Raw genomic sequence first — 15,264 nt, forward strand, 5'->3', positions numbered from 1 at the left:
AAGGACTATTTACGATTTATTGTGAGAATCCGAGAAGAAATAGCGTCGGGTCACCGGAGAAATTGCCCGGTCATTCCCACAGGGTCGCTGTACCAATCAACGCCCGCTGACGCTAGATTTGGAATCAGTAAATCTACACCGATAAGCAATTCGCAATCAAGCACACTGCACGGCAACCACTTCCCGCGGGAACGGTTGTTTGTCGGGCTCCGGCCGGATTTCATCCGCAGAGCCTCACCAGTGAAGGAAGAACGCAATGGAGCAGACGGATCAATCTTTTGAAGACCTCGTCGGCGAGCTGCATTCGGCTCGACAACGACGACCAAAGAAATATTCGGTTTCAGGAACCGACTATTGGGTATTTGGTATCGCCGGCGCCTTAGCGCTGGCATTTATTGTGTGGGGTTTTGTGACCCCTGAGGGCCTAGGCAAAGCCTCAGATGTAGCTCTTGACTGGGTCATCACCAACACCGGTTGGCTGTTTGTTATTGCAGCCTCGGTCTTTGCACTCTTTGTCATTGTGGTCGCTGCGAAAAACTTCGGGCGCATCCCACTAGGCAAGGACGACGAAAAACCACACTTCAGCACTGTTTCATGGATCTCCATGATGTTTGCTACCGGTATGGGTATCGGCCTGGTCTTTTACGGCGTAGGAGAACCACTGTTCTTCTACATGTCGCCTCCACCAGGAACTGTTGAAGGTTCCACGGACGCAGCATTAAGCACCGCCATGGGTACCACGCTGTTCCACTGGACGCTGTTCCCATGGGCAATGTACGCCATCGTTGGTTTGGGTATGGCCTACGGTAGTTTCCGTTTGGGACGCCCACAGCTATTCTCAGCGATGTTCACCTCGATCTTCGGTGAGCGCATCATCCACGGCTGGGGCGGACGAACCATTAACATCTTGGCTATTATCGCCACCCTGTTCGGTTCGGCCTGTTCCCTGGGCCTGGGCGCACTGCAGATCGGCGGCGGTATCCAGTCCGCTGGAATCATGGAGAAGGTTGGCTCCGGTGTACTGGTAGTCATCATCGCTATCCTTACCGCACTGTTTGTTGCCTCGGCCGTTTCCGGCATTGAGCGTGGCATTCAGTGGCTGTCGAACATCAACATGGTTCTGGCAGTGATCTTGGCACTGATCGTATTCATCGGTGGACCAACCCTATTCATCCTGAACGTTATTCCTAACGCAGTAGGTGCCTTCATTGGTGACCTGCCGCAGATGGCATCACGCACGGCTGCCTCGGGTGACAGCACCATGTCTAGCTGGCTGTCCTCCTGGACCGTCTTCTACTGGGCTTGGTGGATCTCATGGAGCCCATTCGTAGGCTTGTTCATCGCGCGCATCTCGCGCGGTCGCACCATCCGTCAGTTTGTCACCGGCGTTCTTCTGGTTCCATCAGCCGTAACGCTGATCTGGTTCTCGATCTTCGGCGGCGGCGCCATTGGTTTGCAGGAACGTGCAGAGCGTGCAGGTAACACCGGCGACATGCTGACCAAGATGGCGGACGGAGCTCCGGACATCAACTTCGACCTGGTCCTCTTCGACCTGCTCGATAAGCTTCCGGTCTCCGGTTGGGTCGCAACGATCCTCATGATCGTCACGGTCTTGCTGATTGCCATCTTCTTTGTCACCGGCGCTGACTCGGCATCCATCGTGATGGGTGCACTGAGCGAACGTGGTGCAGAGGAACCAAGCAAGAAGGCAGTGATCTTCTGGGGTGTGGCTACCGGTGCTGTGGCAGCAGTGATGTTGCTAGCCGGTGGTGATCATCCGGCCGAGGCACTGAATGGTCTGAAGAACATCACCATCGTTTCGGCACTGCCGTTTGTGATCGTGATGCTGCTACTGTGCGTTGCACTGTGGAAGGACCTGAGCCGAGATCCGCTGATCTTGCGCGGCAAGGTGGCACGTACCGTGCTGGAGCAATCGGTGACCCAGGGCGTGGACCGGCATGAAGGTAGCCAGTTCAGCTTGATGACCACCGAAATCCCTATCGTTCAGCCGGCACAACAGCCTGGTGAATCAACTGGGGAAGCAACACAGGTATTTGTTACTGAAGCTGATGAGAAACCATTGGATCAGTCCAAGGACTCGTAGCTAGAAGCTCGTAGCTAAACAGTAAACAAGCCTCGTCTGGCAATTGCCAGACGAGGCTTGTTTACGTTAACGCACTTTGTGTTCTGAAGCAGGACTACCTGCCAAACTAGTTGCGTGCCCGGCAGATCGCATTGATTTCAGGGATGCACGGTTCATTTTGCAGGCTGGTGGTATCACCCAAAGCGGTGCCTTCAAAGAGCTGGGTGAGCAAGCGGCGCATGATTTTTCCAGAACGAGTCTTGGGAACGTCTGGAACCAGCACCACATCGCGTGGCTTAGCAATCGGCCCAATTTGCGTGGTTACCGTGGAGCGCAGCTGACTAATAAATTCTGCCTGTCGGGCAGCGAGCTGCTCATCAGGGTGTTCTGCAATCAGGGACTTATCCAGTGGCACCACAAAAGCGGTAGCGGCATGACCGGTCTTTGCATCCGGGGTCGGGCAAACGCCAGCTTCCACCACGCCTGGGTTGGTAACCAACGCTGATTCAATTTCAATGGTGGATAGTCGGTGACCAGAAATGTTGATCACGTCATCAGTGCGGCCAAGAATGAAAATATCTCCATCGTCATCAAAGCGAGCACCGTCCCCAGCCAAGAACCATCCTTGCTGAACGTACTGCTCCCAATAGCTGGTGTAATAACGTTCCGGGTTGCCCCAGACCGTACGTGCCATTGATGGGCCGGTTTGGGTGATGACAATATTGCCTTGGGTATTCGGCGCAACGCTGTTCCCCTGAGCATCCACGATATCTACGCTGACTCCGGGCAGGGCGCGAGCGGCGCACCCTGGCTTGAAGTAGTCATCGGTGGGCAACGGGGAGAGGATGGTAGCTCCGGATTCGGACTGCCACCAGGTATCAACCATGGGCAGACCCGCAGTGGTGTCGCGGCCGAGCTGTTCGCGGAACCACTTCCACGCTTCGGGGTTAACAGCCTCGCCCACGGTGCCGCCAATGTTGATGGTGGACAGATCGTATTTGGCTGGAATACCTTCTGGGAACCACCCCATCAGCGAGCGAACCAAGGTTGGTGCGGTGTAGTAACTGGTGACCTTGTAACGTTCAATCACTTCAAAGTGTCGTCCCGGGTGCGGCGCATTGGGCACACCCTCGTAGATCACCTGGGTGACGCCGTTAGACAGCGGACCGTAGATCTCGTAGGTGTGCGCGGTAACCCACGCCAAGTCAGCAGTGCACCAGTGCACGTCGTTGTCTCGCTGGGACGCATCAGGGTTGGCGAAGAGCAAGTTGTAGCTCGCGGTTGCCTGGGTCAGGTAACCGCCGGTGGTATGAACCAAACCCTTGGGTTGGCCAGTGGTGCCGGAGGTGTACATGATGAACAGCGGCGTTTCTGAATCAAAGAACTGTGCCTGATGTTCGGTGGACTGGGTCTCTACGGCCTCGTGCCACCACACGTCACGGCCTTCGGTCCAAGGGATCTCATCGCCGGTGCGGCGAATGACCAAGACCTTCTCGATATTGTTCTCACCGGAGACCGCCTGATCGGCATTGGCCTTAACCGCAACTGTGGTGCCACGTCGGTACTGGCCATCGGTGGTGACCAGTACTTTGGCCTTGGTGTCTTCTACTCGGAACTTCAGCGCTTCGGCCGAGAAGCCACCGAAGACCAATGAATGAATGGCTCCGATGCGCGCGCAGGCCAGGGTGATGACGATAGTTTCAATCAACACCGGCAGGTAGATAACGACACGGTCGCCCTTGACTACACCCAGAGCTTCCAATGCATTGGCTGCTTGGCTGATGCGCTCTTGCAGGTTTTTGTAGGTGACGGTCTGTCGGTCACCGGGTTCGCCTTCAAAGTACAGCGCGACTTTGTCTCCGCGGCCAGCAGCGACGTGGCGGTCAGCGCAGTTGACCGCAGCGTTGAGTTGGCCACCTAAGTACCACGAGATTTCTGGACCACGCTTGGCAGCTGCGTCGGCTGGGACGATTTGGCTAGTGGTGTGCCAGTTGGTATCCCAATCGAGGAGGTTTGCCGCTTCGTCCCAGAATGCTTGGCGTGCTTCCTCTGAGGCCAGCGTTGAGGTGGATGCCGATTCGATGGTCATGACAGAAAATTTCCTTGATGTGTTTTTTGGTTGGCGAAGTTGAATTGGGACAGCGGGAACTCTTAGGTCCAACGTTTAATGGCCCAGCGTTCTGCTATCGAGAGCAGGGCGTCGGTAATTTTTCCGAAGATGGCCAACAAGATGATGGTCATGATCAGTCGGTCCAGTCGGCCGTTGTTCTGCGAATCAGTCAGCAGGAAGCCCAGACCCATCGAAGCGCCGAGTAATTCAGCGGCAACAAGGAAGAGCCAAGACTGCGCTAGGGCTAGGCGCAGCCCGGAGAAAATCGAAGGCACCACCGCAGGAAGCTGCACCGTACGCAGCAACTTGATTCCGTTCAGCCCGAAAGATCGGGCGGCTTCTACCAGCTGGGCATCCACATGACGAAGAGCCAAGGCCACGGTGGTGAAGACGGGGAAGAATGCACCAATGATCACTAGGGTGACTTTGGAGTCTTCACCCATTTTCATCCACAGCACCAGCAGCGGGACCCATGCTAAGGATGGCACCGCACGCAACGCACTAATGCTCAAACCCAACAGAGCATCAGCCAATTTGGACAGGCCGACCAGTGCGCCAAGCAGTAGACCGAGCAAGGAACCAAAGAAGAATCCAAGCAATACACGTTGCGTGGAAATGCCAATGTGTTTGCCAAGATCTCCGTCACGCAATAGCTCAACTGCTGAAGTGACTACAGAAGTGGGGGTGGGCAAAGTCCAAGGAGCGACGATTCCAGTGGACGTCACGACCTGCCAGATCACCAGAACAATAACCGGCAAGATCAGGGATAACAACCAGTGTGGAGCGCGCAAGATGGTGGCAGAGACTCCGGATTTAGCCTTCTTCGGATTTCTCGTGGAGACGGTGGTGCTCATTGCTGACTACTCTCCGGAAATTTTGGTTGGGTCAGCTTTGGTAGCAAATTGGTCATCAACCAAAGTTGCTAGGGCCTCGTCTACGGATTCCTGCTTGGAGACATCGCCGCTGGCGACCAAGGTGGGCGCGATAGTCTTCAAGACTTTGGTGTACTCGGTTCCGGGAACGGCCGATACGTCCAAGTTGGAACGTTCTTCGATGACAGTGGTGGCAACCTTAGGATCTAGACCGGCAACATCAGCCAAGATCTTGGCGGTCTCTTCTGGATGCTTGCCCGACCATTCGCGTGCTTTCTCGTAGGAGTCAACGACCAGCTGGGCTAGTTCGGGGCTCTGCTTGATGAAGTCTTCGCGAGCATTAAGTGCACCGTAGGTGTTGAAATCTAGGTTGCGATACAGCAGCTTCGCACCGTCTTGTTCGGCTGCGGCCATGATGGGATCTAGTCCGCTCCAAGCGTCAACCGAACCGTTGACCAACGCGGTACGACCGTCCGCGTGTTGCAGATTCTGTACGGTGATGTCCTTTTCGCTCAGACCTGCCTGCTCTAGTGCTTGAAGCAGGAAGAAGTAAGGATCGGTGCCTTTGGTGGCGGCCACAGTTTTGCCCTTGAGGTCTTTCACCGATTTGATCTTGGAGTCCTTAGCAACCACCAGAGCGGCCCATTCTGGCTGCGAATACAGGTCGATAGTCTTGATCGGTGAACCGTTGGACCGGGCTAACAAAGCGGCGGATCCTGCGGTGGAGCCAACATTCACTGCGTCAGCACGTAATGCTTCATTGGCCTTGTTAGAGCCAGCGGACTGAACCCATTCCACCTTGACGCCTTGATCCTTAGCGGCGTCGTCGAGCCAACCTTTTTCTTTGATGACCAGGCTCAGCGGGTTGTAGGTGGCGAAGTCAATGGACAGGGTCTTATCTGATCCTGAGGCCGTAGCGTTTTCTCCGGCGCAACCGGTCAGGGCAGTAGCCCCGATCAACAGTGCTGCGGTGGCAAGTGCGGTACGTCGAGTGAAGCGGTGCGAAAGCATAATAATCCTCTAAATTGTGCGTGCGGGTAAGCGACAGCTATGTCGCTGATGGAGTAGATCAGGGGGAATCGGTGTTAAACGTCAATGGTTAGTCGGGTCCACACCAAGAAGTCGAAGCAATCCTGCGCGGTGAGCGATGAACTGATCTTCGTTGTGTTTGCGAGGATGAGAAGCGCTCATTGAGAGTTCTTTAATGACGGTGGCCGCGGTATCTTGACCCTCACGTCCCAGGACGATGACTCGGTCAGCCAAGGTCAACGCCTCGTCCACGTCGTGGGTGACCATAAGAATTGTGGTGGGGAAGGAAGCATGGATGGAGAGCAATAGATCTTGCATTTTCAGCCGCGTCAAAGCGTCCAGTGCGCCGAAGGGTTCATCAAGTAGCAGCACTCCAGGGCGCCGTGCCAAGGCACGAGCCAGCGAGACGCGCTGAGCCATACCACCTGAAATTTCGCGCGGGCGAAGATCTGTCGCGTGGCTGAGCCCGGTCAGCTCGATTAATTCATCAATCAGTTCAGCACCGTCGGCCTTGCTGGTACCTGGCGCGAGGCCCAAAGCGATATTTTCTCGGACCGATCGCCACGGTAGTAGTCGTGGTTCCTGAAATGCGACCGCACATAGTTCGTTGATGCCATCTACGTTGCGTTTTCCGGTACGGATGGATCCGGTGGATGGTTGGTCCAACCCGGAGACCGCGCGAAGCAGTGTGGACTTGCCGCAGCCGCTAGCACCAAGGATCGCAACAACTTGGCCCGCGGGGATCTGCAAGTTGATATCGCTGAGGACCGCGCGGCTTTCACTTTTGGTGGTGAAGGTGCGCGAAACATTGCTGAATTCCACGTCTAAAGCGGTCGAGGTGTGCGCTTGAGGCAGTGCAAGGCTAAGAGCCATGATCATCTCCATCGGTCCTGGCGGTAGCACCGGCCTATGGAGTGTGTCATCCATAGGTGGTTGCTGCGGCGTCACTGAGCCAGATCTCTCGGCCGCTCGGGATGGTTACGTGTCCATTACAGGCTTTCGAACGATTTGAAAGCAAATCTTGCGTAACATGAAAAATCTTCGATAACTACGTCACATGCGCGGGTTATTTCGTTATTTATTTCATTAGAAGGCTGTTTAATCGATAGTTGGGGATTCTTGCCAAGTCATCTTCGATATGACGCGTCATTGACTGTGCAACGCAACTGTCAAGCCACCTGGTCTGAACAATGAAATGTGACTTCGTGGCTTGGAATGATTGCTTTGTTACGGCTACAAATGAATGACAACCCATCCAGAGCGGCTGAGAGATCTGGCTCGACGACGCCGCAGCAACCACCCGAATCGCGGGACGGTGCTACCGCCAGGACCGATGGAAAGAATTGAGGACTTCAATGTCATTTGGCGAGTCGCCGAACTCTTCCGGTTTGGACTTCAACCAGCTCAGCGATCCTTCGCAGGCTAGCGCCATGGGACTAGATGACTTCGAAGAGCAACTGCCTACCCGGCAACTACTCAAAGTCACACCCGGTCCGGGCGCGGATGAACAGTATGACCGTTTGGCTGAAATTTTCCGTCCGGTATTCGCGCAGATCGCGTCTACCGCAAGGGACCGCGATCGCAACCGCGTGCTTCCCTTTGAACAGGTGGGCCTGCTGAACCGCGACCGCTTTGGTGCGCTGCGCATTCCAGTTTCTGAGGGCGGCTACGGCGCACGTCTGGTTGACGTGTTCCGCCTGCTGATTGAACTTTCCGAGGCTGATTCCCATGTTGGCCAGCTCTGGCGAGCACACATCGCCTTTGTGGAGAGCATTCTGATTCTTGAAGATCAAGAGCTGCGCAACAAGTGGGTTACCCGTATTGCTGCCGGTCAGATTGTCGGCAATGCGTACACCGAACGTGGCGGCAACGCACTAGGTACGCTGAACACCAAGGTCACCGAGTCTGAGGGCCGCTGGCTAGTTGACGGTGAAAAGTATTACTGCACCGGCACCATCTTTGCCGACTGGACCGCAGTGGCAGTGGCCCATCCAGAAAAGGCTGGCCGGCAGATTGCCGTCGTTTCCACCCAACGCAGTGGCGTAAAAATCCTTGACGATTGGGATGGGTTTGGTCAGGGGCTGACCGGTACCGGCACCACCGAGTTCCATCAGGTGCCCGTGGACTGTTTTATCCCACAGGCAACTAACGACTCCGAAGCTGCGATCTACCAGCTGGTCCTCACCGCAGTGCAAGCAGGTATTGCCCGCGCCGCGCTGAACGATCTGCGCCAGTCGGTCCAGAACCGTACCCGCATCTTCACCACCGGCACCGGCGTTCCGGCCTACCGCGAACCACAGGTACTTCAGCTGGTCGGCGAAGTCTCAGCAGAGTCCTTCGCCGTCGACTCGGTAGTGATTGGCGCAGTACTAGAAGTTGAAGCAGCACTGGTAGACCCAGGACTGAACGACGAGGAACGCTACGCGGTCTGTGAACTATCGGCTAACCGCGCCCAGACCATCGTGCAACCGTTGGTGCTCGGAGCAACCAGCAAACTCTTTGACGGTTTAGGGGCCTCATCAACCAGCATTGTGTGCAACCTAGATCGGCACTGGCGTAACGCACGAACCATCGCCACCCACAACCCGGCCATGTACAAGGCGCGCATCGTGGGGGACTACGAAATCAATGCGGTTCAGCCTCAACGTCTCTTGGTCACCGGCGAAGACAGCAACAACCAAAACTACGGCGCCTAAGCGCCTAATTTCTAATTTCACCAATACAGATTCACGGCAAGGAGAACACCTATGAGCACGAAGCGCGAAATTCTCTTCAACGCATTCGACATGAACTGCGTGGTGCACCAGTCGCCAGGTCTGTGGCGTCACCCAGATGACAAAGCCTCAACGTACAACACCATCGGCTACTGGACCCACCTAGCGAAGGTGCTAGAAAAGGGTAAGTTCGACGGCCTGTTTATTGCCGACGTACTAGGTACCTACGATGTCTTTAACGGCACCAACGAATCCCCACTGCGCTCGGGCGCACAGGCACCGGTTAATGACCCGATGATGCTGGTCTCGGCCATGGCTGCAGTAACTGAAAACTTGGGCTTCGGCGTCACCGCCGGAACCGCCTATGAGCACCCATATGCTTTTGCCCGTCGTCTGGCTACCTTGGATCACCTCACCGATGGTCGTGTGGGTTGGAACGTGGTCACCGGTTACTTGCCTTCGGCCGCCCGCAATATGGGCCAAGAAGACCAGATGGAACACGACGAGCGTTATGACCACGCCGACGAATACCTCGAAGTGGTCTACAAGTTGCTTGAAGGCTCGTGGGAAGATGACGCGGTTCAGAACAACAAGGAAACCGGGATCTACACGGACCCGGAAAAGGTGCACAATATTGAGCACGAGGGCAAGTACTTTAAGGTGCCCGGTATTGCTATCACTGAGCCGTCCACCCAGCGCACCCCGGTGATCTACCAGGCCGGCGCTTCTTCACGTGGCATCAAGTTCGCCTCACAGAACGCTGAAGCAGTATTTGTTACCAGCCCTACCCGCGAAATCCTCAAGGCTACGGTCACCAAGATTCGTGACGCTGTTGAGGCTGCTGGCCGCGACCGTTACGATGTGAAGATTTTCGCCATGCAGACCATCATCACCGATGAGACCTCTGAAAAGGCTCAGGCCAAGTACGAAGACTACAAGTCCTACGCGGACGTCGAAGGTGCACAGGTACTGATCTCCGGTTGGATGGGTGTTGACCTCTCCGAGTTGGATCCCGATGAGCCACTGGGTTCCAACGTGAAGTCCAACGCCATCCAGTCCTCGGTGGAGACCTTCCAGAAGGCCAGCGGCGATGACGGCAACCCATGGACCATCCGTCAGCTTGCTGAATGGGTTGGTGTTGGCGGCTTCGGTCCAATCACCGTTGGCTCGGGCCCAGAGGTTGCAGACAAACTCATTGATTGGGTGGACTACACCGACGTTGATGGTTTTAACCTCGCCTACGCCGTGACCCCGGCAACCTTCGAAGATGTTGTTGAGTACGTAGTTCCTGAGCTACAGGCTCGTGGTGCCTACAAGAGTGAGTACGCCGACGGTTCGCTGCGCAACAAGCTCTTCGGTACCGGGGACCGCGTGAAGGAAACTCACCGCGCTGCAAAGTACAAGATCAGCAATCGCTTGGCTGCCAAGAGCTAAAGTTCCTAAGGCCTAGCTAGCTACAAAGCGTGGAGGCGTTGTTCACTCAAGTGAACAACGCCTCCACGCTTTTGCGTTAGAAACTTACTTGGTTGGGTCAAGCACCAGGGCAGAACCTCCGCCACGGCGCACTGGTTCGGCTGCCGCCGTCAGCGTTCCGTCAGCATTGATTTCTACGGCTTCCACCGCACCAATTTCTGCCTGCGGGGTGAAGGAATCTCCGGCAGGAGTGAGCTTATGACCGAAGGCTTCCATCGCTGAACCGTATTTGGAGATGAACTCAGGTTCCGCGGTGACCGCGGCAGTATTGCGTTGCGAAGCACGAGGTGCAGCAATCGCCTCACTGATGCTCATGCCCAGATCGTAGCGGTTGAGCAGGGTCTGCAACACCGTGGTGATGATGGTGGAACCACCAGGGGAACCGATGGCCATAACTGGCTTGCCGTCTTGCAAAACAATCGTTGGCGCCATCGAAGAGCGCGGACGCTTACCTGGTTCAAGACGGTTTGGATCTTGCGGATCATAAACGGTGGAGAAGTCGGTGAGCTCATTGTTCAGCAAGAACCCACGGCCTGGAACTACCATGCCCGAACCACCGGTCTGTTCAATGGTCAGCGTGTACGCGACCGCATTACCCCAACGGTCAACCACCGACAGGTGGGTGGTGGAGATGTTCTCGGTGTCTTGCTCCTTAGCTGGCTCAGCAGTACTTGCTGGGCACTGACCATCAAAGTTTGCGACATCACCCGGAGCCACCGGCTTAGTGGCGGCCTTAGCTGGATCGATTTCGCACGCACGGTCGGCACCAAAGAGCTTACTGGTCAAGGTTTGGGTGGGAACATCGACAAAGGCAGGATCTCCCACATACTTACCACGGTCAGCGTAAGCCAACGCGGTGGCCTCAAAGTAGTGGTGCAACGCGTCGGCTGGTTCCATTGATGCAAGGTTAAAATTGCTCAGAATATTCAGTGATTCACCAATGGTGGTTCCACCGCTAGAGGATGGGGCCATGCCATAAACATCTAGTCCACGGTATTTCACCGTGGTGGGCTCCTGCTCCGCGACCTTGAAGTTGGCAAGATCTTCGGTGCTCACGTAGCCAGCGGGTACTGGCAGTTTGGTATCTTCCACCTTGGGTGGAGCCTGCACGGTCTGGGAAATCTCTGAAGCAAGATCACCTTGGTAGAAAGCTTTTGGACCCTTGGCTGCCAACAGCCGGTACGTGTCGGCCAGCTCTGGATTCTTGAAAATGGTGCCTACCTTTGGGGCATCACCCTCAGGCAAGAAGAGATCGCTGGTTGAGCTGAAAGCAACAAAGCGTTCCTTGTTATCTTGAGTTTGTTCATGGAAGGTCTTGTCCACCACAAAGCCTCGCGAGGCGACCTGAGTTGCCGGTTTGAGAACCTGCTTGAGGCTTTGTGAACCCCAGTTATCTAGCGCCCGTTGCCAGGTGGCCACGGTGCCAGGAACGCCTACTGCTACACCGCTGGTGACCAGTTCGGGGGTGAAGTTATAGGGCTTTGAGGTAGCCGGATCGATGAAGGCATCATGCGGTATTGCTGCCGGCGCGGTTTCACGCCCATCGATGGTGCTGACCTTGCCCGTGGACGCGTCGTAGTACATGAAGTAGCCGCCGCCGCCAATGCCAGCGCTGTAGGGTTCGGTGACACCTAGGGCTGCAGCGGTAGCCACCGCGGCATCAACAGCGTTGCCACCCTTACGCAATACTTCGAGTCCTGCTGCCGAAGCTTCTGGATCCACGGAAGCTACTGCGCCTCCGGTACCGGTAGCAGTCGGGGTCTTTTCTGTGTGCCTTGGGTCAGCGCTCGCCGGGAGGACTGTGAAAGCTCCTAGTCCCAAAGAAAGAATCGTTGCGCCAGCCAAAGCGCGCAAACTTGATCGTTGCATACTCTGATCTCCTGAAAGAGGTGGGGATGAAGTATGCGTCAATTTACGGGAAGTGCTCGAAGCGCTAGGGGTGTGACACGAGCCATCTTTTTAGAAGCGTTGTAATTCCGCGCAAGTGATCACAATATTTATAGTTATGACGTTAGAACTGTGGGCAGTGATCCCCGACTAGTCAGTCGAGGATCACTGCCCACTTCAGCGTTGGTGCAGCTGGTTAGTTTACTGAGCCAGAGCTTCCTTGATGGTCTTACCCAACGATGCGGTTGGACGGCCAATGAGCTGGGAAAGATCTGCCGAGTTCACTTCCAGGGCACCGTCACGAACCTGCACGTCGGTATCAACCAGGATGTCTGCAAACTGTGCTGGCACGCCGGATTCGGTGTAGATCGCAACGAGCTTCTCTGGTTCAACTTCCTGGTAATTGACCTCTTGGCCGGCGGCGGCGCCCACGGCACCGGCCAGCTGACTCAGGGTGAAGGCCTTGTCGCCACCAAGTTCGTAGATCTTGCCGGACTCATTTTCTTCGGAGAGCAATACCGCTGCGGCTGCTTCTGCGTAGTCGGCACGTGGGGCGGCGCTGATCCTGCCGTTACCTGCGGCGCCGAGAACTACGCCGCTGTTGAGGTAGCCCAGGAGCTGATCGGTGTAGTTTTCGGTGTACCAACCGTTGCGTAGCAAGACGTATTCAATGCCGGAGCCCGCCAGTAACTGTTCGGTAGCCACATGCTCTTGCGCCAGTTTCATGTTGCCGGTCAGGGCATTGGCAATAGAGGTATAAGCAATCAGCGATACGTTCACGCGCTGGGCAGCGTTGATGACGTTCTCATGCTGGGTGATGCGCTGGCCAACTTCGCTACCTGAAATCAGAAGCAACTTGTCTACGCCTTCGAGAGCTGACACCAGGCTTGCCTCGACGTTGTAGTCAGCGGCGCGGGTCTCCAGACCCTTGCCCGCCAGAGGAGCGAGTTTTTCTTCAGAACGTCCAAGGGCAACCAGTTGTGCAGGATCTGCACCGCGCTCTAATAGTGCGTTGATAACCAGTTGGCCCAGCTGTCCGGTGGCTCCTGCAATTGCAATCTTCATGTTGTCCTCTCGTTGGTCTGCAAACTAATACAACCACGTCCCTCGCGGTTCAATTCCCGACGGTCAGTCGTGCGCATGAAACCAAAAGGGGAATCAATACGTCAAGGGTCGTCGTCTTGATTCGAAACCTTTGAGGAAAGTGAAGAATTGCTACGCAGACCAAAGCAATTTTTTGACGTTGTGAGTAAGTTTTGGTGACTTCATGACTTCCGTTTACGTAATTATTGTTCGGTCATGGCCATGGAAGACAGACTTAAATCGTTCGGACCGTACAACCGAACACACACCATCCAGAGCGACTGAGAGATCTGGCTCAACGACGTCGCAGCAACCACCCGTAAGGGAGCGGTGCTACAGCCAGGACCGATGGAGTACTTTCACTTCGCGACGGGAAAGTCTGTTTAAAGACAGGATTTCCTCGTGAAGAACGCTCCGTATAACCAAGCAGTAAAGGAGCGATGATGATTCGTCTTGAGAACGTAACAACAACATTTGGCAATGGCCAGGATCAATTCACGGCAGTTAAAGACGTGACCCTGAACATTGAAGCCGGAAGCATTCACGGGATCATCGGCTTCTCCGGTGCTGGCAAGTCAACGCTGTTGCGCAACATCAACTTACTTCAGCGCCCAACCTCCGGTCAGGTTTTTGTCGATGACGTGGAACTTACCGGACTCAGCGATGGCGATTTGCGTAAGCAACGACATGAAATCGGAATGATTTTTCAGCACTTCAATCTGCTGAACAATCGCACCGCGTTGCAGAACGTGGAACTGAATCTGAAGTTTGCTGGTGTAGCAAAAAACGAGCGTCGCGAACGCGCCTTGGAAGCTTTGGCCATTGTTGATTTGGCTGACAAGGCCAGCGCATACCCAGGACAGCTTTCAGGCGGTCAGAAGCAACGCATCTCCATTGCACGAGCGTTGGTGACCGAGCCAAAAGTCCTCTTGTGCGATGAACCGACCAGTGCAGTGGATCCGCGAACCACGACCTCGGTGCTGCAGTACCTCAGCGACATCAACGCCAGCCTCGGAATCACCACAGTTATTGTCACGCACGAAATGAACGTTATTAAGGCCATCGCAGACCGCGTCTCGGTGATGGAAGACGGTTCAGTAGTTGAAGAGTTCGCCCTGAATGAGTTGCAAGAGCCTGGCTTTGAACCCACGACGCCTATCGGACGCTATCTGATCAGCGATGAAATTACGTTGAACCGCAGCCCAAAACCCGTTTCATCCTCATCAGCTGCCCACGTAGCGCGCGTATAAAGAACCTGGATTACCAATGAACTTATCTTCACTAGTGCTGGGCACGAGCAACGGCAGTGCAGCAGCTTTTAACTTTGACCGAATTGTTGAACTGGCCCCGGAAATTTGGGTGGCCATGGCACAAACTTTCGCCATGCTTCTGGTCGCCATTCCAATTGCAATTTTGCTCGGAACGCCACTGGGGATCTGGCTGTTCTCCATGTCGCCTAATGGTCTGCGTCCCCGTCCGCGGTTGCACCAGATTGTTGACGGAATAGTGAACACCATCCGTTCCTTCCCATTCCTTATTTTGCTGATTGCCATCATCCCGTTCACCCGGTTTGTGGTGGGAACGACCATTGGAACTGCTGCCGTCATTGTTCCGCTGACGATTAACGCGATTCCTTATTTTGCACGTTTTGTGGAACAGAACATCAGCCAGCTTGGCAATGGAGTTGTTGAAGCTGCGCAGGCCATGGGTGCTACCCGCGGACAGATCATTCGCGAAGTATTACTTGTCGAGGCAAGACCTGCACTGCTCTCATCTATCACCATCATGACGGTCAGTTTCATCTCGTACTCAGCGATGGCCGGTCTGGTAGGTGGCGGAGGTATTGGCGATTTTGCTATCCGCTACGGCTACTACCGTTACGAAACCGGCGTCATGCTCCTAGCGATCATTCTGATGATCTTGCTGGTGCACGCAGTTCAGTTTGTTGGTACTCGGCTCTCGCGTGCAGCAGACAAACGCTAAACACTTCTTCTCAACTCGCACTTTATCTAA

At 55.1% G+C, this 15,264-nt stretch carries 11 protein-coding genes and 3 riboswitches; of the genes, 5 read left to right on the top strand and 6 right to left on the bottom strand.

Annotated elements, in window-relative coordinates:
• The first annotated feature begins 256 nt into the window (after positions 1–256).
• A complete protein-coding gene (locus AC1Z3F_RS15315; RefSeq protein ID WP_262198639.1) occupies positions 257–2,104 on the top strand; it encodes a BCCT family transporter in 1,848 nt (615 codons plus the stop codon).
• 106 nt (positions 2,105–2,210) lie between these two features.
• Here AC1Z3F_RS15315 and acs read toward each other — a convergent pair whose 3' ends face one another.
• The 4 genes from acs to AC1Z3F_RS15335 form a co-directional block, all read right to left on the bottom strand.
• Positions 2,211–4,172 carry an acetate--CoA ligase gene (acs, locus tag AC1Z3F_RS15320; protein ID WP_131090577.1) on the bottom strand — a complete coding sequence of 654 codons (1,962 nt, stop codon included), beginning with the start codon at positions 4,170–4,172 and terminating at the stop codon, positions 2,211–2,213.
• Positions 4,173–4,234: 62 nt separating this feature from the next.
• A complete protein-coding gene (locus AC1Z3F_RS15325) occupies positions 4,235–5,047 on the bottom strand; it encodes an ABC transporter permease (protein ID WP_131090576.1) in 813 nt (270 codons plus the stop codon).
• 6 nt (positions 5,048–5,053) lie between these two features.
• The gene (locus tag AC1Z3F_RS15330) at positions 5,054–6,076 is read right to left on the bottom strand and encodes an aliphatic sulfonate ABC transporter substrate-binding protein (protein WP_131090575.1); all 1,023 of its coding nucleotides are present in this window, start codon (positions 6,074–6,076) and stop codon (positions 5,054–5,056) included.
• Between the two features lie 81 nt (positions 6,077–6,157).
• A complete protein-coding gene (locus tag AC1Z3F_RS15335) occupies positions 6,158–6,967 on the bottom strand; it encodes an ABC transporter ATP-binding protein (protein WP_131090574.1) in 810 nt (269 codons plus the stop codon).
• A gap of 5 nt (positions 6,968–6,972) precedes the next feature.
• Positions 6,973–7,075: riboswitch (SAM riboswitch) on the bottom strand.
• Between the two features lie 267 nt (positions 7,076–7,342).
• Positions 7,343–7,434: riboswitch (SAM riboswitch) on the top strand.
• 15 nt (positions 7,435–7,449) lie between these two features.
• Here AC1Z3F_RS15335 and AC1Z3F_RS15340 point away from each other — a divergent pair.
• Together AC1Z3F_RS15340 and AC1Z3F_RS15345 are read left to right on the top strand one after the other, a co-directional pair.
• The gene (locus AC1Z3F_RS15340; RefSeq protein ID WP_131090573.1) at positions 7,450–8,790 is read left to right on the top strand and encodes an acyl-CoA dehydrogenase family protein; all 1,341 of its coding nucleotides are present in this window, start codon (positions 7,450–7,452) and stop codon (positions 8,788–8,790) included.
• A gap of 51 nt (positions 8,791–8,841) precedes the next feature.
• Complete coding sequence (locus tag AC1Z3F_RS15345) at positions 8,842–10,242, top strand: LLM class flavin-dependent oxidoreductase (protein WP_131090572.1); 1,401 nt, start codon at positions 8,842–8,844, stop codon at positions 10,240–10,242.
• An 84-nt stretch (positions 10,243–10,326) separates the two neighbouring features.
• On the opposite strand, the gene ggt is transcribed toward AC1Z3F_RS15345, so the two are convergent.
• Complete coding sequence (gene ggt / locus AC1Z3F_RS15350; RefSeq protein ID WP_483566186.1) at positions 10,327–12,150, bottom strand: gamma-glutamyltransferase; 1,824 nt, start codon at positions 12,148–12,150, stop codon at positions 10,327–10,329.
• Positions 12,151–12,369: 219 nt separating this feature from the next.
• Entirely contained in the window at positions 12,370–13,233 is an 864-nt protein-coding gene (locus AC1Z3F_RS15355; RefSeq protein WP_131090570.1) for an SDR family oxidoreductase, read from the bottom strand.
• 283 nt (positions 13,234–13,516) lie between these two features.
• A riboswitch (SAM riboswitch) is annotated at positions 13,517–13,606 on the top strand.
• A gap of 85 nt (positions 13,607–13,691) precedes the next feature.
• Here AC1Z3F_RS15355 and AC1Z3F_RS15360 point away from each other — a divergent pair.
• Positions 13,692–14,501, top strand: a complete 810-nt coding sequence (locus AC1Z3F_RS15360; protein ID WP_242632612.1) for a methionine ABC transporter ATP-binding protein — start codon at positions 13,692–13,694, stop codon at positions 14,499–14,501.
• Positions 14,502–14,517: 16 nt separating this feature from the next.
• Positions 14,518–15,234, top strand: coding sequence for a methionine ABC transporter permease (locus AC1Z3F_RS15365; protein WP_131090568.1), 717 nt, complete (start codon positions 14,518–14,520; stop codon positions 15,232–15,234).
• The last annotated feature ends 30 nt before the right edge of the window (positions 15,235–15,264 follow it).

The organism is Glutamicibacter sp. MOO4 (assembly GCF_056934395.1).

Coding starts and splice junctions, on each gene's coding strand:
- AC1Z3F_RS15315 (WP_262198639.1), top strand. CDS start 257: ATGGAGCAGACGGATCAATCTTTTGAAGACCTCGTCGGCGAGCTGCAT.
- acs (WP_131090577.1), bottom strand. CDS start 4,172: ATGACCATCGAATCGGCATCCACCTCAACGCTGGCCTCAGAGGAAGCA.
- AC1Z3F_RS15325 (WP_131090576.1), bottom strand. CDS start 5,047: ATGAGCACCACCGTCTCCACGAGAAATCCGAAGAAGGCTAAATCCGGA.
- AC1Z3F_RS15330 (WP_131090575.1), bottom strand. CDS start 6,076: ATGCTTTCGCACCGCTTCACTCGACGTACCGCACTTGCCACCGCAGCA.
- AC1Z3F_RS15335 (WP_131090574.1), bottom strand. CDS start 6,967: ATGGCTCTTAGCCTTGCACTGCCTCAAGCGCACACCTCGACCGCTTTA.
- AC1Z3F_RS15340 (WP_131090573.1), top strand. CDS start 7,450: ATGTCATTTGGCGAGTCGCCGAACTCTTCCGGTTTGGACTTCAACCAG.
- AC1Z3F_RS15345 (WP_131090572.1), top strand. CDS start 8,842: ATGAGCACGAAGCGCGAAATTCTCTTCAACGCATTCGACATGAACTGC.
- ggt (WP_483566186.1), bottom strand. CDS start 12,150: ATGCAACGATCAAGTTTGCGCGCTTTGGCTGGCGCAACGATTCTTTCT.
- AC1Z3F_RS15355 (WP_131090570.1), bottom strand. CDS start 13,233: ATGAAGATTGCAATTGCAGGAGCCACCGGACAGCTGGGCCAACTGGTT.
- AC1Z3F_RS15360 (WP_242632612.1), top strand. CDS start 13,692: ATGATGATTCGTCTTGAGAACGTAACAACAACATTTGGCAATGGCCAG.
- AC1Z3F_RS15365 (WP_131090568.1), top strand. CDS start 14,518: ATGAACTTATCTTCACTAGTGCTGGGCACGAGCAACGGCAGTGCAGCA.